General features: G+C 57.2%; 15 protein-coding genes. 5 read left to right on the top strand and 10 right to left on the bottom strand.

Features of this window, described 5'->3' with window-relative positions; all coding sequences use genetic code 11:
- Window positions 1-48: 48 nt before the first annotated feature.
- From menA to priA, 6 genes are all read right to left on the bottom strand, one after another.
- On the bottom strand, window positions 49-969 hold the full coding sequence (menA, locus tag M2433_RS22525) for a 1,4-dihydroxy-2-naphthoate polyprenyltransferase (RefSeq protein WP_032639965.1): 921 nt from the start codon (window positions 967-969) through the stop codon (window positions 49-51).
- Between the two features lie 68 nt (window positions 970-1,037).
- Window positions 1,038-2,372, bottom strand: coding sequence for an HslU--HslV peptidase ATPase subunit (gene hslU / locus M2433_RS22520; RefSeq protein WP_023309685.1), 1,335 nt, complete (start codon window positions 2,370-2,372; stop codon window positions 1,038-1,040).
- Between the two features lie 9 nt (window positions 2,373-2,381).
- Window positions 2,382-2,912, bottom strand: a complete 531-nt coding sequence (gene hslV, locus M2433_RS22515; protein ID WP_008501802.1) for an ATP-dependent protease subunit HslV — start codon at window positions 2,910-2,912, stop codon at window positions 2,382-2,384.
- A 94-nt stretch (window positions 2,913-3,006) separates the two neighbouring features.
- The gene (gene ftsN, locus M2433_RS22510; protein WP_429057776.1) at window positions 3,007-4,005 is read right to left on the bottom strand and encodes a cell division protein FtsN; all 999 of its coding nucleotides are present in this window, start codon (window positions 4,003-4,005) and stop codon (window positions 3,007-3,009) included.
- A gap of 93 nt (window positions 4,006-4,098) precedes the next feature.
- On the bottom strand, window positions 4,099-5,124 hold the full coding sequence (gene cytR, locus M2433_RS22505) for a DNA-binding transcriptional regulator CytR (RefSeq protein WP_047345506.1): 1,026 nt from the start codon (window positions 5,122-5,124) through the stop codon (window positions 4,099-4,101).
- 119 nt (window positions 5,125-5,243) lie between these two features.
- A complete protein-coding gene (gene priA / locus M2433_RS22500) occupies window positions 5,244-7,439 on the bottom strand; it encodes a primosomal protein N' (protein WP_429057775.1) in 2,196 nt (731 codons plus the stop codon).
- Between the two features lie 200 nt (window positions 7,440-7,639).
- Here priA and rpmE point away from each other — a divergent pair, with 200 nt between their 5' ends.
- Window positions 7,640-7,852 carry a 50S ribosomal protein L31 gene (gene rpmE / locus M2433_RS22495; RefSeq protein WP_003862040.1) on the top strand — a complete coding sequence of 71 codons (213 nt, stop codon included), beginning with the start codon at window positions 7,640-7,642 and terminating at the stop codon, window positions 7,850-7,852.
- A 48-nt stretch (window positions 7,853-7,900) separates the two neighbouring features.
- Here the strand turns inward: rpmE and metJ are convergent, their stop codons facing one another.
- Entirely contained in the window at window positions 7,901-8,218 is a 318-nt protein-coding gene (gene metJ / locus M2433_RS22490) for a met regulon transcriptional regulator MetJ (RefSeq protein ID WP_003862042.1), read from the bottom strand.
- 276 nt (window positions 8,219-8,494) lie between these two features.
- On the opposite strand from metJ, the gene metB reads away from it, so the two are divergent.
- The 4 genes from metB (at window position 8,495) to katG (ending at window position 15,576) form a co-directional block, all read left to right on the top strand.
- On the top strand, window positions 8,495-9,655 hold the full coding sequence (gene metB / locus M2433_RS22485) for a cystathionine gamma-synthase (RefSeq protein ID WP_429057772.1): 1,161 nt from the start codon (window positions 8,495-8,497) through the stop codon (window positions 9,653-9,655).
- 2 nt (window positions 9,656-9,657) lie between these two features.
- Entirely contained in the window at window positions 9,658-12,090 is a 2,433-nt protein-coding gene (locus M2433_RS22480) for a bifunctional aspartate kinase/homoserine dehydrogenase II (RefSeq protein ID WP_047345503.1), read from the top strand.
- 269 nt (window positions 12,091-12,359) lie between these two features.
- Window positions 12,360-13,247: a methylenetetrahydrofolate reductase gene (gene metF, locus M2433_RS22475; protein ID WP_059312366.1), complete on the top strand. Its 888-nt coding sequence runs from the start codon at window positions 12,360-12,362 to the stop codon at window positions 13,245-13,247.
- A gap of 148 nt (window positions 13,248-13,395) precedes the next feature.
- The gene (katG, locus tag M2433_RS22470; protein WP_429057770.1) at window positions 13,396-15,576 is read left to right on the top strand and encodes a catalase/peroxidase HPI; all 2,181 of its coding nucleotides are present in this window, start codon (window positions 13,396-13,398) and stop codon (window positions 15,574-15,576) included.
- Between the two features lie 84 nt (window positions 15,577-15,660).
- On the opposite strand, the gene gldA is transcribed toward katG, so the two are convergent.
- From gldA to ptsP, 3 genes are read right to left on the bottom strand one after another with little or no spacing between them, the layout of a single operon-like run.
- Window positions 15,661-16,764 carry a bifunctional L-1,2-propanediol dehydrogenase/glycerol dehydrogenase gene (gldA, locus tag M2433_RS22465; RefSeq protein WP_429057768.1) on the bottom strand — a complete coding sequence of 368 codons (1,104 nt, stop codon included), beginning with the start codon at window positions 16,762-16,764 and terminating at the stop codon, window positions 15,661-15,663.
- 12 nt (window positions 16,765-16,776) lie between these two features.
- Complete coding sequence (gene fsa / locus M2433_RS22460; RefSeq protein ID WP_429057766.1) at window positions 16,777-17,439, bottom strand: fructose-6-phosphate aldolase; 663 nt, start codon at window positions 17,437-17,439, stop codon at window positions 16,777-16,779.
- A gap of 14 nt (window positions 17,440-17,453) precedes the next feature.
- A complete protein-coding gene (gene ptsP, locus M2433_RS22455) occupies window positions 17,454-19,955 on the bottom strand; it encodes a phosphoenolpyruvate--protein phosphotransferase (protein WP_429057765.1) in 2,502 nt (833 codons plus the stop codon).
- Window positions 19,956-20,116: the final 161 nt, after the last annotated feature.

Here is a 20,116-nt window from a genome sequence, read left to right as displayed (position 1 = left end):
GAAATGCGTTGTTGGCAAAATCATCAATTGTTAATTGATATTTGTCAGCTAACTGAGCGTCTGGCTTAACACAATCCCGATGACGAACAACAGGTTAGTCAGCAGGGCGCCTTTTACCGTTCGCTCCAGCATCGGCGGCATGGCTGCCGGGCTGAGTTCACGCATCACAAAGCGGGCCTGCTTAATCAGCAGCGGTGCGGCAAGCACAAACAGCCACCCCCACAAACTCTGCAGGGAAATCAGATTAAACAGCGCCAGGCAGACCAGCGCGCCAATGAGCAGACAGGCATGATAGCGGCGCGCATTCACCGGACCCAGACGCACCGCCAGGGTGTTTTTGCCGTTCTCGCGATCGCTGTCGATATCGCGCAGGTTGTTGATATTGAGCACCGCTGTCGCCAGCAGACCGCAGGCGGTTGCGGGCAGGAACAGGGCAGGGATGACCGTATGCGCCTGTAAGTACCAGCTGCCCATCACGCTCAGCCAGCCGAAGAACACCAGTACGGAAATATCCCCGAGTCCAATATAACCGTAGGGGCGCGTACCAACCGTGTAAGTGATGGCCGCGATAATGGCCAATAAACCCAACACCAGGAAGCCAATAAAATCGCTGGTGGTCTTAGACGCAACCGTCACCAGCGCCAGGCCGGACACGCAGATCAGCACCACGGTGATAATCAGCGCGCGTTTCATCTGCGCCTGGGTAATTACCCCTTTCTGCATCCCGCGCAGCGGCCCTATACGGTCAGGCTTGTCGCTGCCTTTCACCGCGTCGCCGTAGTCGTTGGCGAGATTGGAGAGGATTTGCAGCAGGCCTGCGGTAATCAATGCCAGCGCGGCGACCAGCGGATCAAAATAACCCTGCCACCAGGCAAGCGCCGTGCCGACGATAATCGCGGCAAAGGCCAGAGGAAGTGTTTTAGGGCGCAGACTTTCGAGCCACGCCTGAGTACGGCTGATGTCAGTCATAAGTATTTAGCCAATAAAAATGGGGGCATTAGCCCCCATTAAACGTGATGAGAATCCAGTAACCGCGATTATAGGATAAAACGGCTCAGATCTTCATCTGCCACTAACGCATCCAGATGTTTACTCACATATTCTGCGTCAATGGTAACGGTTTGGCCGTTCAGGTCGCTCGCATCATAAGAGATATCTTCCACCAGGCGTTCCAGCACGGTGTGCAGACGACGCGCACCGATGTTCTCGGTGGTTTCGTTCACCTGCCATGCGGCCTGGGCGATACGTTTGATACCGTCTTCGGTAAACTCAAGGTTCACACCTTCGGTTGCCATCAGCGCTTTGTACTGCACGGTGGCAGAGGCGTTAGGCTCGGTCAGGATACGTTCGAAATCTTCGGTGGTCAGCGCCTGAAGCTCAACGCGGATTGGCAGACGCCCCTGCAGCTCAGGGATCAGATCTGACGGGCTGGCAACCTGGAACGCGCCTGAAGCGATAAACAGGATGTGGTCCGTTTTCACCATGCCGTGCTTGGTAGAGACGGTGCAGCCTTCAACCAGCGGCAGCAGGTCGCGCTGAACGCCTTCACGGGACACATCCGGGCCGGAGCTGTTGCCGCCGCGCTTACAAATTTTATCGATTTCGTCGATAAACACAATTCCGTGCTGCTCAACCGCGTCGATAGCGTCCTGCTTCAGCTCTTCCGGGTTCACCAGCTTCGCCGCTTCTTCTTCAATCAGCAGCTTCATCGCGTCTTTGATTTTCAGCTTACGCGCTTTCTGCTTCTGGCCGCCCAGGTTCTGGAACATGGACTGCAGCTGGCTGGTCATCTCTTCCATTCCCGGAGGCGCCATGATTTCCACTCCCATTGGCGCGGCAGCGAGATCGATCTCAATCTCTTTATCATCCAGCTGGCCTTCACGCAGCTTTTTGCGGAACGCCTGACGTGCGGCAGACGGTTCCGCCTGCTGCTCAGCCTGACCCCAGTTGTTTTTTGCCGGTGGGATCAGCACGTCGAGAATGCGCTCTTCGGCCATCTCTTCCGCGCGATAGCGGTTTTTCTCAATCGCCTGGACGCGCACCATTTTGATCGCCGAGTCGGTCAGATCGCGGATGATGGAGTCCACTTCTTTACCCACATAGCCCACTTCGGTGAACTTGGTGGCTTCAACTTTGATGAACGGTGCGTTAGCCAGCTTGGCGAGACGACGGGCAATTTCGGTTTTACCGACGCCGGTCGGGCCGATCATCAGAATGTTTTTCGGCGTGACTTCGTGGCGCAGCTCTTCGTCAAGCTGCATACGGCGCCAGCGGTTACGCAGAGCGATAGCCACGGAACGCTTCGCGTTATCCTGGCCGATAATGTGTTTGTTCAGTTCGCTGACAATTTCGCGTGGGGTCATTTCAGACATGGGAGATCCTTACGCTTTGGAGGTCAATTCTTCGATGGTGTGGTTGTGGTTGGTATAAATGCAGATATCACCTGCAATATCCAACGCCTTCACCGCGATATCACGCGCGTTCATGTCGGTATTTTCCAACAGGGCGCGGGCTGCAGCCTGGGCATAAGGGCCGCCAGAGCCGATGGCAATCAGGTCATTTTCCGGCTGAATCACGTCACCGTTGCCGGTGATGATCAGCGATGCCGTTTCATCGGCTACCGCCAGCAGCGCTTCGAGTTTGCGCAGCATGCGGTCGGTACGCCAGTCTTTTGCCAGCTCAACGGCGGCTTTCACCAGATGACCCTGGTGCATTTCCAGTTTGCGTTCAAACAGTTCAAACAGCGTGAAGGCATCAGCCGTGCCGCCCGCAAAACCGGCGATCACTTTGTCGTTGTAGAGACGACGCACTTTCTTCACGTTGCCTTTCATGACGGTATTACCCAGCGTGGCCTGGCCATCACCGGCGATTACCACATGGCCGTTACGGCGTACACTTACTATTGTTGTCACGAGCAGACCCCCTGGTTACAGAATCGGGAAACAGAAGCCCTGAGCCTGTGCTCAGGGCTGAATTAAATGATAGATGGGGGGGAATTTGGGGGTTTCAACCCCCGGAGGCGAGTCGAATACAGTTTGTGTGACCGGCAATTTTCAAACGAGAAATGGTGCCATCGGCATTTTCTTTGCCTTTGACTGGACCAATCACCACGCGATTCCAGCCGTTATTGGTGGTAATACGCGAATCAAACCCTTCAAAGGCCAGCTGTGCACGCACCGTTTCCGCCTGCTCGGCGCCTTTGAACGAACCGCACTGCACCATCCAGCGGCGTTCGTCTTTTTTCTCTGCCGTCTGCTTCGGCGCCTCGGTCTCTTTAGTGACCGGGGCGGCCTGCTGCGTTTTTGGCTGCTGCGCGGTAGTATGCGCTGGCGTCTGCAGCAGATCCTGATACGGCTGAGCCGCTTGTTTCTGCGGCTGCGCTTTTGGCTGCTGCTGAACAGGCTGGGACTGCGCCGTTCGCGTCTGCTGCTGGTATGGCTGTTCCGTTACCCGCGGCTGTGCTTTTGGCTGCTGCACCGGCTGTGTTTGCGCCCACTGTTGTTGCTTCTGTTGCTGCTGAATTTGCTGTTGCGCCTGACGTCGCTGCAGCGTTTGCTGGCGCTGTTCCGGCGTCTGCTCATTCCACGGCACTTCGTTCAGCTGCGTAGGCTGCTGGCGCATATCGGCCTGCATTTGTGCCAGCAGTTGACGCTGTTCATCCGTCAGCTGATTTGCATTCTGCACTTCACCACCCGCAGAAGGTTCGGTTGGCGCACGTACACCAGGCTGACGGCTTTCCAGCTCTTTGATATAGCGCCAGCGCTCTTCAGGCTTCGGAGGTAGGCCATTCCCGGCCACTTTGCTGGCCTGAAGCGCCTCAGACTCTTCTTTTTTATGGTGCGTGATAAAGTACAGGCCACCAATAAAGGCGACGACTACAGCCGCAGCAATAGCGACCATTGCTGGCGAGACAGCAGGCAGGTTACGTTGCTTTTTCCTTGAGCTACTCTTTTTGCGTCGCGAAGGTGCCGGCTGGCCGCGACGTACATAATCTCGTTGTGCCACTATCGTTTCGCTGTATTTATTCGTTCGTCAGTCCGCCATGTTACTTAAGCGGCGGGGCTTTGACCAGATAAGGGTGTCCTAAAGACGTTTACTTTAAGTCAATGCCTGGGTAGAGCCGCGGACAATCAGTTCGCAGTCCAGCAACCGCGAACCGCTGCTAACTGTTTGACCGTGAAGCTGATCCAGCAAAAGCAGCATCGCTTCACGACCGATTTGATAGCGCGGCTGAGAGACCGTTGAGAGCGGCGGATCGCAAAATTCTGAAAGCGAAATATTATCGAATCCGATGATCGATAAATCTTTTGGGATCCGCAGGCCGCGGCGTTTGGCATATGATAATGCGCCCAGCGCCATCACGTCGCTGTGACAAAATACGGCGGTTGGCGGTTCAGGCAGGTCCAGAAGCTTTTCCAGCGCCTGTCCACCGGCTGCGAAGGTAAAGTCTCCGCGCGCAATGTAATGCGGATCGACGGTAGCGCCGGTACGGCGCAGCGCCTGAACGTATCCCTGCAGGCGGTAGTGGCACAGCGGCATCTCTTCCGGCCCGGCAATGCAGCCTATACGCTTGTGCCCCAGCTCCTGGAGATAATTGACGGCGTTGAACGCGGCGGTGAGGTTATCAATATGGACGGTCGGCAGTTCCAGCTCTGGCGCGAACTCGTTGGCCATTACCATAGGCGGTAGATTGCGCTGCTCTTCAATGCTGGCATCAAACGGCAGGCGCGAGCCAAGCAGCAGCATGCCGTCAATCTGCTTGGTAATAATGAGGTCGATAAAGGTTTTTTCCTGCTGGTTCTGATGAGCACAATCGCCAATCAGCACCAGGTAACCCTGTTCCGCGGCCGTGACTTCAATACCGCGGATAATCTCGCTGAAGAAGGGATCGCAGATGTCCGGCACAATCACCAGGATAGTGCGTGACTCATTGCGCTTCACGTTACGCCCCATCGCCTGCGGGAAATAACCCACTTCCAGCGCTGCCTGCTCAACCTTGTTACGGGTCGCCTGGGAGACTTTGTCCGGGTTCATTAATGCGCGGGACACGGTTGCCGTTGAGACTTGTGCTTTCTCGGCAACGTCTTTCATGGTCGCTGTGGCAACCTCTTTCCTGGACTTCAACGTCTTCTCCTCGCCTGAACACCGAACTTCTGCCATCACCATTTTTACAGATAGTTAATGGAATCGGTTACAGAATTTTCATAAAAAGTGTGAGGAGCGTTAAATTTTTCGATCCGTCTTCAACCTTCGATGGGATCGACGTCAAGCACCCACTTCACTTTTCGCGCTTCGGGCAGGGTGTTAATCAGTACCAGCGCGCCGCTGACGATGTGCTGAAGGCGAACCCGCGAGGGGTGCTGGAGCAAAATTTGCCAGCGAAAGCGTCCGCCGCGTTTTGGTGCCAGCGCCGGCACCGGGCCCAAGATCCACAGCTGGTTATCCACCAGCGGGCTGGCCTGCAGGAGGTTTCGCAGCTGCTGCAGGAAAAGCGGTGCCTGCTGGTTGTTATGATCTTCCGCGCGGATGATAACGTGGCTGGTCCAGGGAGGAAGCTGCATGGTCTGGCGCTCGGCCAGCGCCTGCTCGGCAAAGGCGTCATAGCCTTTATGCAGCAGGGTTTGCAGCAGCGGGTGTTCCGGGTGATGCGTTTGCAGCACCACTTCGCCCTGTTTGCCGGCGCGTCCAGCACGTCCCGCCACTTGAGTATAAAGCTGGGCGAAGCGTTCGGCTGAGCGGAAATCCGCAGAAAACAGCGCGCCATCCACGTCCAGCAGGGCGACCAGCGTTACGTCCGGAAAGTGGTGCCCTTTGGCCAGCATCTGGGTGCCAATCAAAATGCGCGCCCCGCCGCGATGCACTTCCGCCAGCTGCTGTTCCAGCGCCCCTTTGCGGCTGGTGGTGTCCCGGTCGATTCGGGACAGGGGCACGCCGGGGAAGAAGGGCGCAAGGGCCTGTTCCAGCTGCTCCGTTCCCAGACCGACCGGCACAATATGCGTTGAACCACATGACGGGCACTGGCGCGGCACCGGGCGCTGGCTGTCGCAGTGGTGGCAGCGCAGATGACGCTGGGCCTGGTGGAAGGTGTAGTAATGGTCACAGCGCGGGCACTCGGCAATCCAGCCGCAGTCGTGGCACAGCAGGGCGGGCGCAAATCCGCGGCGGTTAAGGAACAAAATGACCTGGTTCCCCGCCTGCAAATGCTGGCGCATGCGGGAAATAAGCGCGGGCGCTAGTCCCGCCTGAACCTGCTGACCTTTCAGATCCAGCACGTGCTGAATGGCCGGACGGGCATTCCCCGCCCGACGCGTCAGGCGCAGCATATGGTATTTACGCTGGCGCACGTTGTGCAGCGTTTCGAGCGCAGGCGTGGCGGAGCCGAGAATAATAGGAATTTGCTCGCTGTGGGCGCGATAAACAGCCAGATCGCGGGCGTGATAGCGCCAGCCTTCCTGCTGTTTATAGGAGCTGTCGTGCTCTTCGTCGATCACGATAACGCCAAGGTTTTTAAACGGCGTAAACAGCGACGAGCGGGTGCCGATCACAATCGCTGCCTCGCCGTTTTTCGCTTTCAGCCAGGCGCTGAGGCGTTCGCTGTCGTTCAGGCCGGAATGCAGCACCTCAACGGGCGCATTAAAGCGTTCGCGAAAGCGGGCGATGGTTTGCGGCGTCAGGCCAATTTCCGGCACCATCACCAGCGCCTGTTTACCCTGTGCGAGCACGTTTTCCAGTACGCTCAGGTAGACTTCGGTCTTGCCGGAACCGGTGACCCCCGCCAGCAGCCAGGCAGAGAAATGATCGGAGGCGCTATGAATCGCGCCGACGGCGGTGGCCTGCTCGGTATTCAGACGCAGGCGATCCCCCGAAACGGAGAAATTCTCCCGCCAGTCGTAAAGGGCAGGTGCTTCGCTTGCCAGTTCGCTCAGCCCTTTCTTTCTTAAGGCCTGGAGCGCCGTTTCGCTGACCTCGAGCTCATCAACCTGATGACGCCAGATTTTCCCCTGACGCAGCGCCGCCAGCGCCTGCTGCTGTTTCTGGGAGCGCTTCAGGCTGTTGATGTCGACCGCCTGACCCTGCTCGGTCGCAAACCAGTACCACATTGGCGCATGGCTGGCGCTCTTGCCCTGGCGCAGCATGATCGGCAGGGCGTGGAACAAGACGTCGCCGATGGGGTGATGATAATAATCCGCCGCCCACAGCAGCAGTCGCCAGGTGCTGGTGGAGTAAACCGGCTCGCTGTCCAGCACCTCAACGACCGACTTGAGTTCGTTAAGCGGCAGTTCGCTCTTATCGCTGACGGAGACAACTATCCCCACGCGCTGCTGTTTGCCAAACGGCACGGTCACGCGACAGCCCGCTTTGGCGCTCATGCTGTCAGGCAGCAGATAGTCAAAGGTGCGGGGAAGCGGAACGGGCAGGGCAACGTGAGCGACGGGCATCGAATCTTCCTGACTTGAAAAGTGGCGCGTTAGTATACACATTAGTGAAAGCGGCGTGCGGATCAGTTTGCATACGTTGGTCAAATTCTGTATGATTCGCCGCCTTTGGTGTACTTTACGCCAAAGAACTTACAATCAACATCGCGTGGTGTCTGGCGTTAGGGCTGGAAGAGCGACGCGGCCTTAACTGAGGTTCTCCCATGAAAAAAGATATTCACCCGAAATACGAAATGATTACTGCAAACTGTTCTTGCGGTAACTCTATCCAGATCCGCTCTACCGTGGGTCACGATCTGAACCTGGACGTGTGCGGCAAATGCCACCCGTTCTACACTGGTAAGCAGCGTGATGTTGCAACCGGTGGCCGTGTTGACCGCTTCAACAAGCGTTTCAGCATCCCGGGCGCTAAATAAGTTTCCCGAAAAAAAGGCACCGCAAGGTGCCTTTTTTGTATCCGCTTATCAGTATTCCCACGTCTCCGGGTCAATACCCAGTTCACGCATGATCACCTTCGCCTCTTCCGGGATTTCGTCACTACGCTCTTTGCGCAGATCGTCATCGTTTGGCAACGGTTGACCGGTAAACGCATGCAGAAACGCTTCGCACAGCAGTTCGCTGTTGGTTGCGTGGCGCAGGTTGTTCACCTGACGACGCGTACGTTCATCGGTGAGGATCTTCAACACCTTCAGAGGAATGGAAACCGTAATTTTCTTTACTTGCTCACTCTTCTTACCGTGCTCAGCGTATGGGCTGATATATTCGCCGCTCCATTCAGCCATGAGATACCTTTAATCCTCTCAGTCATTTATCTAAAGGTGCAAAACCTGTAACCACCCGTTTTGAACCGCAATCTTGCCTAGTTTACCGTAGAGACGATACCGTGGCACGGATATTGCCGCTGCAGCGTGCACTAAAGCATATAATTTCAACGGCTATTTGCGCATTGCTCAATCTATACGCAAAGAAGTTTAGATGTCCAGATGTATTGACGTCCATACTTTCAGTGTTTACTCTGGTGCCTGACTTTTCACCTCATTCGCCAGGAAGCCCTCACCATGACGCGTAAACAGGCCACTATTGCAGTGCGTAGCGGATTAAATGATGACGAGCAGTACGGCTGCGTTGTCCCGCCGATTCATCTTTCCAGTACCTATAATTTCACCGGATTTAATGAACCCCGCGCGCATGATTACTCGCGTCGTGGCAACCCTACGCGTGATGTGACCCAGCGCACGCTGGCGGAGCTGGAAGGTGGCGCAGGTGCAGTATTAACCAATACGGGAATGTCCGCCATTCACCTGGTGACCACGGTGTTCCTTAAACCGGGTGACCTGCTGGTTGCGCCGCACGATTGCTACGGCGGCAGCTATCGTCTGTTTGATAGTCTGGCGAAACGCGGCTGCTATCGCGTGCTGTTTGTCGATCAAAATGACGAACAGGCGCTGAAACAGGCGCTGGCAGAGAAGCCGAAGCTGGTGCTGGTGGAAAGTCCAAGCAATCCATTGTTGCGCGTTGTCGATATTGCGAAAATTTGTCAGCTCGCAAGGGATGCGGGAGCGATAAGTGTAGTGGATAATACGTTCCTCAGTCCGGCCCTTCAGAACCCACTCGCACTGGGTGCCGATCTGGTATTGCATTCATGCACAAAATATCTGAACGGCCATTCTGACGTGGTCGCGGGCGTGGTGATTGCCAAAGATCCTGACGTTGTCACCGAACTGGCATGGTGGGCGAATAACATTGGCGTCACCGCCGGGGCCTTCGATAGCTATCTGCTGTTACGCGGCATTCGCACGCTGTCGCCGCGTATGGAAGTGGCGCAGCGCAATGCCCAGGCGATTGTCGATTTCCTGAAAAAACAGCCGCTGGTGAAGAAGCTTTATCACCCGTCGCTGCCTGAAAACCAGGGACATGAAATTGCCGCGCGCCAGCAGAAGGGATTTGGCGCGATGTTAAGTTTTGAACTGGACGGTGACGAGCAAACGCTGCGTCGCTTCCTGAGTGGGCTGTCATTGTTTACGCTGGCGGAATCCTTAGGTGGGGTTGAAAGCTTGATCTCCCACGCCGCGACCATGACGCACGCAGGTATGGCACCCGAAGCACGTGCCGCCGCCGGTATTTCTGAGACGCTGCTGCGAATCTCAACCGGTATTGAAGATTCTGAAGATTTAATTGCCGATCTGGAAAATGGCTTCCGGGTCGCAGCCAAGGGGTAATCATGAGTGTGATAGCGCAGGCAGGGGCGAAGGGTCGTCAGCTGCACAAGTTTGGTGGTAGTAGTCTTGCCGATGTGAAATGTTACCTGCGCGTCGCAGGGATCATGACGGAGTATTCGCAGCCGGGGGACATGATGGTTGTCTCTGCGGCAGGCAGCACCACCAACCAGTTGATTAGCTGGCTCAAACTGAGCCAGACCGATCGCCTTTCTGCGCATCAGGTGCAACAGTCCTTACGTCGTTACCAGAGCGAGCTGATTGCCGGCCTGCTGCCTGCGGACGTGGCGGACGGGCTGATCAGCGCCTTTACCCATGACCTTGAGCGTCTGGCGGCTCTGCTGGACAGCGGAATTACCGATGCGGTGTATGCCGAAGTGGTGGGCCACGGTGAAGTGTGGTCCGCGCGCCTGATGGCCGCCGTTCTGCAACACCTGGGTGTCGACGCAGCCTGGCTCGACGCGCGCGATTTCCTGCGCGCCGAACGCGCCGCGCAGCCGCAGGTGGATGAAGGCTTGTCCTACCCGCTGCTGCAACAGCTGCTGGTGCAGCACCCGGGCAAACGCATTGTGGTGACCGGCTTTATCAGCCGCAGCAACGCGGGCGAAACCGTGCTGCTGGGGCGTAACGGCTCCGATTACTCGGCGACGCAAATTGGTGCCCTGGCGGGCGTGTCCCGCGTCACCATCTGGAGCGACGTGGCCGGTGTTTACAGCGCGGACCCGCGTAAAGTGAAGGATGCCTGCCTGCTGCCGCTGCTGCGCCTGGATGAAGCCAGCGAGCTGGCGCGTCTGGCCGCGCCGGTACTGCACGCCCGTACGCTGCAGCCGGTTTCCGGTAGCGATATCGACCTGCAGCTGCGCTGCAGCTATACCCCGGATCAGGGCTCCACGCGCATTGAGCGCGTGCTGGCGTCCGGTACCGGGGCGCGTATTGTCACCAGCCACGACGACATCTGCCTGATTGAGTTCCAGGTTCCTGCGGGCCAGGACTTTAAGCTGGCGCATAAAGATATCGACCTGGTGTTAAAGCGTGCCCAGGTGCGTCCGCTGGCGGTTGGCGTGCATAACGATCGCCAGCTGCTGCAGTTCTGCTATACCGCTGAAGTGGCGGACAGCGCGCTGAAAATCCTGGATGAAGCGGGCCTGCCGGGCGAGCTTCGCCTGCGTCAGGGGCTGGCGCTGGTAGCGATGGTGGGCGCGGGCGTCACCCGTAACCCGCTACACTGCCACCGCTTCTGGCAGCAGCTCAAAGGCCAGCCGGTGGAGTTTACCTGGCAGTCGGAAGAGGGTATCAGCCTGGTCGCCGTCCTGCGCAAAGGGCCAACCGAAAGCCTGATTCAGGGTTTGCATACCTCTCTGTTCCGCGCGGAAAAACGCATCGGCCTGGTGCTGTTTGGTAAAGGCAACATCGGTTCCCGCTGGCTGGAGCTGTTTGCCCGCGAACAGGTTACCCTCTCGGCGCGTACCGGATTTGAATTCATTCTCGCGGGCGTCGTGGATAGCCGCCGCAGTCTGCTGAACTACGAAGGGCTGGACGCGAGCCGGGCGCTTGCCTTCTTTAATGATGAAGCCGTCGAGCAGGATGAAGAGTCGCTGTTCCTGTGGATGCGCGCGCACCCGTATGACGATCTGGTGGTGCTGGACGTCACCGCCAGTGAACAGCTTGCCGATCAGTACCTTGATTTCGCGAGCCACGGTTTCCACGTCATCAGTGCGAATAAGCTGGCGGGTGCCAGCAGCACCGATAAATACCGTCAGATCCACGATGCGTTTGAAAAAACAGGGCGCCACTGGCTCTACAACGCCACCGTTGGGGCTGGTCTGCCGGTTAACCATACGGTGCGCGACCTGATTGAGAGCGGCGACAGCATTCTGGCGCTGAGCGGTATTTTCTCCGGCACGCTCTCCTGGCTGTTCCTGCAGTTTGACGGCACCGTACCGTTCACCGACCTGGTGGATCAGGCATGGCAGCAGGGCTTAACGGAACCCGATCCGCGCGTTGACCTCTCAGGTAAAGACGTCATGCGTAAGCTGGTTATTCTGGCGCGTGAAGCCGGTTATGACATCGAACCGGATGCCGTCCGCGTCGAATCCCTGGTGCCTGCCGGCTGTGAAGAAGGTTCTGTGGACCATTTCTTTGAAAACGGTGAAGAGCTTAACGAGCAGATGGTGCAGCGTCTGGAAGCGGCGAACGAGATGGGGCTGGTACTGCGCTACGTTGCGCGTTTCGAGGCGAACGGAAAAGCGCGAGTCGGCGTCGAGGCGGTGCGTCCTGAGCATCCGCTGGCGGCACTGCTGCCGTGCGATAACGTCTTCGCCATCGAAAGCCGCTGGTACCGCGATAACCCGCTGGTGATCCGCGGTCCTGGCGCGGGACGCGATGTCACCGCAGGAGCGATCCAGTCCGATATCAACCGTCTGGCTAAGCTGCTGTAACCCCCTCACCCTAACCCTCTCCCCAAAGGGGAGAGGGGACTGCTCGGTGCGGTCTTTCCCCCTCGCCCCTTTGGGGGGAGGGCCGGGGTGAGAGGTCTTCTCACCCGCATCATGAATTTCCCTCACATTCCCTGAACAAACCTCACCGTTATTGTTGATTATTTATGTTGACGTCCCTCCGCTTTTCCGTCATTTTTACATCTGGACGTCTAAACGTATAGAAGTTCACAACACAACAAACAACGACACGCGATTGATAGAGGTAAGGTATGAGCTTTTTTCACGCCAACCAGCGGGAAGCACTGAATCAGAGCCTGGCTGAGGTAAACGGCCAGATTAACGTCTCTTTTGAATTTTTCCCGCCGCGCACCAGTGAAATGGAGCAAACCCTGTGGAGCTCTATCGATCGTCTCAGCAGCCTGAAACCGAAGTTTGTCTCGGTGACCTACGGGGCTAACTCCGGCGAGCGCGACCGTACGCACAGCATCATTAAGGGTATTAAAGATCGTACCGGTCTGGAAGCGGCGCCGCACCTCACCTGTATCGACGCCACTCGCGACGAGCTGCGCGCCATTGCCCAGGATTACTGGAACAACGGTATCCGCCATATCGTTGCGCTGCGCGGTGACCTGCCGCCGGGTAGCGGCAAGCCGGATATGTATGCAACCGATCTGGTCGCGCTGCTGAAAGATGTGGCCGACTTTGATATCTCCGTTGCCGCTTATCCTGAAGTTCATCCGGAAGCGAAAAGTGCCCAGGCCGATCTGCTTAACCTGAAGCGTAAAGTGGACGCCGGCGCGAACCGTGCCATTACCCAGTTCTTCTTTGATGTGGAAAGCTACCTGCGCTTTCGTGACCGCTGCGTCTCCGCGGGCATCGACGTCGAAATCATCCCGGGGATCCTGCCGGTCTCTAACTTCAAACAGGCAAAGAAATTTGCCGATATGACCAACGTGCGCATTCCGCTGTGGATGTCCAAAATGTACGAAGGTCTGGACGATGACCCGGAAACCCGCAAGCTGGTGGGGGCCAATATCGCGATGGACATGGTGAAGATCTTAAGCCGTGAAGGCGTGAAAGATTTCCACTTCTATACGCTGAACCGCGCGGAGATGAGTTACGCCATTTGTCATACCCTCGGCGTGCGCCCGGCGTAATGAGCATAAAGCCCTCAAAAATATGAGGGTTTTTTAGTCAGATAATAAGTTAAAAGGTATTAGCTATCGAATCTGTGGATTAATTCAACTATATCTTATTGCTAGTGGTGTATATCGTAACGGTAACACTGTAAAAGGGAGCATAGCGATGAGCACGTCAGACGAGACCAATAAAGCGGCATCAGTCGGCAAATGCCCGTTCCACCAGGGCGGCGTCGATCACAGCGCGGGTGCAGGTACAGGCAGCCGTGACTGGTGGCCAAAACAACTCCGCATCGATCTTCTTAGCCAACATTCCAACCGTTCTAACCCTCTGGGTGAAGACTTCGACTACCGCAAAGAATTTAGTAAACTCGATTACTCTGCCCTTAAGGGCGACCTCAAAGCACTTTTAACCGACTCTCAACCGTGGTGGCCTGCCGACTGGGGCAGCTATGCGGGCCTATTTATCCGTATGGCCTGGCACGGTGCGGGTACCTATCGCTCCGTTGACGGGCGCGGCGGGGCAGGACGCGGTCAACAGCGCTTTGCGCCGCTGAACTCCTGGCCGGATAACGTTAGCCTCGATAAAGCGCGTCGTCTGCTGTGGCCCATCAAGAAAAAATACGGACAAAAAATCTCCTGGGCTGACCTGTTTATCCTCGCGGGTAACGTGGCGCTAGAGAACTCTGGCTTCCGCACCTTTGGTTTTGGTGCCGGGCGTGAAGACGTCTGGGAACCGGATCTCGACGTAAACTGGGGCGATGAAAAAGCCTGGCTGACCCATCGTGACCCGGAAGCGCTGGCGAAGCGCCCTCTGGCAGCGACCGAAATGGGGCTGATTTACGTTAACCCGGAAGGGCCAAACGCCAGCGGTGAACCGCTGTCAGCGGCAGCGGCGATTCGCGCCACCTTCGGCAACATGGGCATGAACGACGAAGAGACCGTGGCGCTGATTGCCGGCGGCCACACCCTCGGCAAAACTCACGGCGCGGGTGAAGCCACCCACGTGGGCACCGACCCGGAAGCCTCACCGATTGAAGCGCAGGGCCTGGGCTGGGCCAGCACGCACGGCACGGGGGTTGGCGCTGACGCTATTACCTCTGGTCTGGAAGTTATCTGGTCCCAAACCCCGACCCAGTGGAGCAATTACTTCTTCGAGAACCTCTTCAAATTCGAATGGGTGCAGACCCGCAGCCCGGCAGGCGCAATTCAGTTTGAAGCCGTGGATGCGCCGGAAATCATGCCTGACCCGTTCGACCCGTCGAAAAAACGTAAGCCAACGATGTTGGTTACCGACCTGACGCTGCGTTTTGACCCGGAATTCGAAAAGATTTCCCGCCGTTTCCTGAACGACCCGCAGGCCTTCAACGAAGCCTTCGCGCGCGCGTGGTTCAAACTGACCCACCGCGATATGGGACCCAAATCGCGTTATCTTGGACCGGAAGTGCCGAAAGAAGATCTGATCTGGCAGGATCCGCTGCCGGAGGCGGTATTCAATCCGACCAAAGAGGACATTGAAAGCCTGAAGGCGGAAATTGCGGCATCTGGGCTGTCCGTCAGTGAACTGGTTTCCGTTGCCTGGGCGTCAGCGTCAACTTTCCGCGGTGGCGATAAGCGTGGCGGTGCCAACGGTGCGCGTCTGGCGCTGGCCCCTCAGCGTGACTGGGACGTGAACGCCGCAGCGGTTCGCGCACTGCCGGCTCTGGAAGCTATCCAGCGCACCACCAACAAAGCCTCCCTGGCCGATATCATCGTGCTGGCGGGTGTGGTAGGCGTAGAGCAAGCCGCGAAAGCTGCAGGCGTGTATGTCACCGTACCGTTCACGCCGGGCCGCGTGGATGCGCGTCAGGATCAAACGGATATCGAGATGTTTAACCTGCTCGAGCCGGTTGCCGATGGCTTCCGCAACTACCGCGCGCAGGTGGATGTATCCACGACGGAATCTCTGCTGATTGATAAAGCCCAGCAGCTGACGCTGACCGCACCGGAGCTGACGGTGCTGATCGGTGGCCTGCGCGTGTTGGGCGCTAACTTCGACGGCAGTAAGAACGGTGTATTCACTGACCGCGAAGGCGTGCTGAGCAATGATTTCTTCGTGAACCTGCTGGACATGAATACCCAGTGGAAGGCGACCGATGAATCAAATGAACTGTTTGCCGGAAGCGATCGTGCCAGCGGTGAAGTGAAATATACCGCCACCCGCGCCGATCTGGTCTTCGGTTCTAACGCCGTCCTGCGCGCGCTGGCAGAGGTTTATGCCAGTGATGATGCGCACGAGAAGTTTGTCCGCGACTTCGTTGCAGCATGGGCGAGGGTGATGGATCTGGACCGGTTTGACGTGAAGTAACCATTGTGCCGGGTGGCGGTTACGCCTTACCCGGCCTACGGGCAAAAAAATCCCCGCCGATGCGGGGATTTTTATTCATGCTATTTACTCCCACTCCTGCAAAAACCGCTGTCCATACTGGTCGGCCACAAGAAGCGCTGCATAGACCTGATCCGGCGTGACGCCGCCAGGCATATTGTGGATGGTTTCTCCTTGCGCACAGGACGCTTCGGCAATCAGACGCATTTTGGCCGGAATGTCTTCTTTGATATTCAGCTGCGCCAGCGTAATGGGCAGCCCAACGCTGTGGCAAAGCGCCGCGACGGTCTCTATTTCTTCTACTGGCGCATTTTCCAGCACCAGCTGCGTCAGTGTACCAAACGCCACTTTTTCGCCGTGATAGAAATGATGCGCGTCCGGCACGGCCGTCATACCGTTATGAATAGCGTGTGCAGCCGCCAGCCCGCCGCTCTCAAAGCCTACACCGCTGAGATAGGTGTTGGCTTCGATAATGCGTTCCAGCGCCGGCGTTACCACGTGCTGTTCCGCCGCCAGCATCGCTTTTTCACCCTCTTCAACCAGCGTGTTGTAGCACAGCTCGGCGAGCGCTAATGCCGCCTGGGTGCATTTACCGCCGGCCATGGTGGTCGCGCCGCTGCGAGAGCAGGCGCGTGCTTCAAACCAGGTCGCCAGCGCATCACCAATTCCGGCGGCAAGCAGACGCGCAGGCGCACCCGCCACCACTTTCGTATCCACAATGACCATGTTCGGGTTGTGCGGCAGCAGCAGGTAGCGTTCGAACTCGCCGCTGTCGGTATAAATGACGGAAAGGGCGCTGCACGGCGCATCGGTGGACGCGATCGTCGGCGCAATCGCGACGGGCACGTCCATAAAGTGGGCCAGCGCTTTGGCGGTATCCAGCGTTTTACCGCCCCCGATGCCCAGCACCGCCATGCAGTCGGCGCCGTCAGCGAGTTTTTTCAGTCGATCGATTTCATTTTGTGAACATTCGCCGCCAAACGGCGCGATTTCGGCATGCAGCTCTGCTTTTTTAAAGCTTTGTCGCAAGGTTTCTTCGGCAAAACCCAGTACAAATTTATCGCCGACAACCAGCCAGCGCTGTGCCAGGGGTTTCAGATAGTCGCCGAGACGGGTAAGCACATCAGCGCCCTGGATATATTTCCCCGGCGATTGAATGATACGGTCCATAACAGTTCTCCCTTACAGGTTGAGGTTACCAAACGCGTTTTTCCAGTCCTGCTCGAACTTCTCTATGGCTGACTCTACCGCCGGGGTGCCGAGCATTTGTTGCGCTACGTCTAAAGGAAGCGTGATTGCCTCACATCCCGCGAGCAGACAGTCCAGCGCCTGACGCGGCGTTTTGAAGCTGGCGGCCAGCACTTTGCTGTCCGGTGCGTGCAGCTCCAGCAGGGACTGCAGCTCCTGGACCATGCGAATGCCGTCACCGCCCTGAGCGTCGACGCGGTTGACATACGGCGCGACATATTTCGTCCCCGCCAGTGCGGCGAGTAAGCCCTGCGCAGCGCTGTAAACGGCGGTCCCCAGCGTGGTTATCCCCTCTTTTTTCAACTCTTTAATCGCGATAAGCCCCTGCGCGGTAACCGGGATTTTGACCACGATATCCGGTACGGCGTTACTCAGGCGTTTGGCTTCCGCCACCATGCCTTCTGCATCACGGCTCAGGGTTTGCGCAAACAGCGTGCCTTCCGGCCCGATGGCTTTTTGCAGGCGTGGCAGCACGTCCCAGATGGATTCGCGGCTGGCAGCGACGATGCTTGGGTTGGTGGTGACACCCGCAATAGGGAAGATGCGGGCCAGACGTTCTACTTCTGCCACGTTGGCGGTATCCAGATACAGTTCCATTACTCTTCCTCGTTTCAGAGTTCTAATTCGTGTTGCAGCAGGGAGGCGATGGCCTCCCCGGAGCTGGCGTTGACCAGCGCACTGCGGAAATCGTCATGCATGATGCGGCGGGCCAGGCGGGAGAAAATACGCATATGCTGGTCGCCCGCGGCGTGTTTGTTCAGCGTCAGCATGATGATGAATTGTGCTTTTTCATCTCCCCACATGACGGGGGATTTCAGGCGCGCAACGCTGATGGTGGATTGCTCAATATGCTCCGATTTGCTGTGCGGAATGGCGAAGCTGAAGCCAAGCCCGGTGGAGAAGACGGCCTCGCGCGCCCACAGATCGGCCTCCAGCTTGCGGGGGTAGCGGCAACGTCCTGCAAGCAGCAGGTTATCGGTCATCCCTTTCATGACCTCTTCTTTGCTGTTCCAGTCATTGTTCAGTGAAATGCAGCGAGGTGTGACCAGCGGCGTGTCCTGCTGATTCATGCGGAACTGCGCAAGCAGGTGTTCCACTTCAAGCGAAGTGCGGCACGCCATGGCCTGATTCAGCAACTGGCGGCAGGCGCGGCTATCAAGCTGTGCCAGGCGCGCTTTGGTGGCCGGAATAGCGGGCGACCCCATGCTCAGCTCATCCAGGCCCAGACCCACCAGCAACGGCAGTACTGAACCTTTTGCGCCCAGCTCGCCGCACAGGCCAATCCATTTCCCCTGGCGATGAACAGCCTGTACCGCATAATCCAGCGCCCTCAGGAAGGCCGGATTCAGGCTGTTGTAGTGGCGTGTGACTTTGGCGTTGTCGCGGTCGACGGCCAGCAGATACTGCGTCAGGTCATTGCTGCCAATGCTAAAGAAATCAATCTCTTCACAGCACTGATCGATGATGAACATCACCGAAGGCACTTCCAGCATGATGCCGAGCGGGATTTTTTCTTCAAACGGAATATGTTCAGCTCGGAGCTGCTGTTTCGCTTCGGCAAGTTTCTCTTTGACCCACATGATCTCTTCCATAGAAGAGATCATCGGGATCATGATCTTCAGATTACCGTGAGCAGAGGCGCGCAGGATCGCCCGAAGCTGGGTAGTGAAAAGCGCTGCATACTCTTCGTAAATACGTACGGCGCGGTAGCCCAGGAACGGGTTGTTTTCGGCCGGGATATTCAGGTACGCCACCGGTTTATCGCCGCCGATATCCATGGTGCGCACGATAATGCTGCGCTCGTTCGCGCTTTCCAGTGCCTGACAGAAAATGTTGTACAGCTCGTTTTCACCAGGCGCGCTGCTGCGGTCCATATACAACATTTCGGTGCGAAACAGGCCAACGCCCTCGGCGCCGTTCCCGAATGCTGCCTGCGCTTCCACCGCATGAGCGATGTTAGCGGCAATCTCAATGCGCAGGCCATCCGCGGTTCTGGATTCACGATCGAGCCAGATGCGCTGCTGCTCGCGTAGTGCCTGTTGTACCCGTGCTTCCTGGCGATAGTAGCGCGCTACCGCATCGCTGGCGTTGACCACGACCGCACCGGCATTGCCATCAATGAATACGGGGTTATTGCGCCACGGCAGCAGGCTTTCACTGTCGACGCCCACCAGCGTCGGAATATTAAAGGAACGTGCAAGAATAACGGTGTGAGAGGTTGTTCCGCCGCTTTTTAACAGCAGCCCCTTAAGCAAGGTTTTATCGAGTTCCAGGAACTGGCCGGGCGTAAGATCATCCGCAAGGCAGACGCTCGGTTGCGTCAACTGGCCGGGGGCCGGGAAATGCGCTTCCCCGTAGATATGTTGTAAAAGCTGGTAGCAGACGTCGCGCACGTCCAGCACACGCTCCTGCAAATAGGCGCTGCTGGAACGGGAGAACGTGTCGCAAAAATGGTTCGCTGTGGCAATGATGGCCTGGGCGCAGCTTAAGCCCTGGTTGACGCCTGACAAGAGGTGCTGACGCAGTGAGGTATCTGTAGCCAGCGAGCGGTGGGCGTCAAAAATAGCGCTGGCGGTGCTGTCGCTGTCCAGCGCGAGCAGCTCAATGTGTCTGACCAGCAGCATCAGGCCCCTATCCAGCGCCGACTGCTCAGCTTCTACACTTTGCACGTCGGGCAATTCGGTCAGGGCGTTGAGATCCAGCGAGGTCAGTAACGTCAAGATGCCTTGTGCACTGCCGCTACATACCGGAGTGGCGCGAAAAAGAGTCGGGTTCAGGCGTGTCAGTGACTCCGGCAACGGATCCAGCTCCGTGCTGATTACCCCTTCAAGCGGCGCGTCGCAATGCGGGAACTCCTCTCTTAGCCACAGCTCCAGCCGCTGCCGGGCATGCTGCTCATCTTCACCGCTGATCACCAGGCGGCAGGCATCGCCTGCCAGCGTATCGGTACCAATAAGTGCCAGTGCGCTCTTGGCATTTCCTTTGCGGTCAGTGCGCAGGTTATGCCACTCGATTTGTGAGATAAACGTATTGCACAGCGTTTCCACGTGACTTGCCGGACGCGCGTGAACCCCGTTGGGTAATTCACAGGTAAATTCCACTACCAGAGCCATACACACTCCTGAAATCAATCCTCATTCATTGGGGAACAGCATACGAGTGTGTTGATGACGCGCGCCATGTGACAAATCTGCCAAAAGCTGGACAAATGTAATGTCACGTGAAAAGTGAGATTTGACTCACAGGTTGTGGTTTTTTGTCTTATGTGTACCGT

Source organism: Enterobacter sp. AC1 (assembly GCF_050434705.1).
GTDB lineage: Bacteria > Pseudomonadota > Gammaproteobacteria > Enterobacterales > Enterobacteriaceae > Enterobacter > Enterobacter cloacae_L.
This window is presented reverse-complemented; position numbering and strand designations above follow the sequence as displayed.

Excerpts from the sequence above, each read along its gene's own strand:
- katG (WP_429057770.1), top strand. The coding sequence starts at position 13,396 with ATGAGCACGTCAGACGAGACCAATAAAGCGGCATCAGTCGGCAAATGC.
- hslU (WP_023309685.1), bottom strand. The coding sequence starts at position 2,372 with ATGTCTGAAATGACCCCACGCGAAATTGTCAGCGAACTGAACAAACAC.
- gldA (WP_429057768.1), bottom strand. The coding sequence starts at position 16,764 with ATGGACCGTATCATTCAATCGCCGGGGAAATATATCCAGGGCGCTGAT.
- menA (WP_032639965.1), bottom strand. The coding sequence starts at position 969 with ATGACTGACATCAGCCGTACTCAGGCGTGGCTCGAAAGTCTGCGCCCT.
- metJ (WP_003862042.1), bottom strand. The coding sequence starts at position 8,218 with ATGGCTGAATGGAGCGGCGAATATATCAGCCCATACGCTGAGCACGGT.
- priA (WP_429057775.1), bottom strand. The coding sequence starts at position 7,439 with ATGCCCGTCGCTCACGTTGCCCTGCCCGTTCCGCTTCCCCGCACCTTT.
- rpmE (WP_003862040.1), top strand. The coding sequence starts at position 7,640 with ATGAAAAAAGATATTCACCCGAAATACGAAATGATTACTGCAAACTGT.
- ptsP (WP_429057765.1), bottom strand. The coding sequence starts at position 19,955 with ATGGCTCTGGTAGTGGAATTTACCTGTGAATTACCCAACGGGGTTCAC.
- metB (WP_429057772.1), top strand. The coding sequence starts at position 8,495 with ATGACGCGTAAACAGGCCACTATTGCAGTGCGTAGCGGATTAAATGAT.
- fsa (WP_429057766.1), bottom strand. The coding sequence starts at position 17,439 with ATGGAACTGTATCTGGATACCGCCAACGTGGCAGAAGTAGAACGTCTG.
- M2433_RS22480 (WP_047345503.1), top strand. The coding sequence starts at position 9,658 with ATGAGTGTGATAGCGCAGGCAGGGGCGAAGGGTCGTCAGCTGCACAAG.
- metF (WP_059312366.1), top strand. The coding sequence starts at position 12,360 with ATGAGCTTTTTTCACGCCAACCAGCGGGAAGCACTGAATCAGAGCCTG.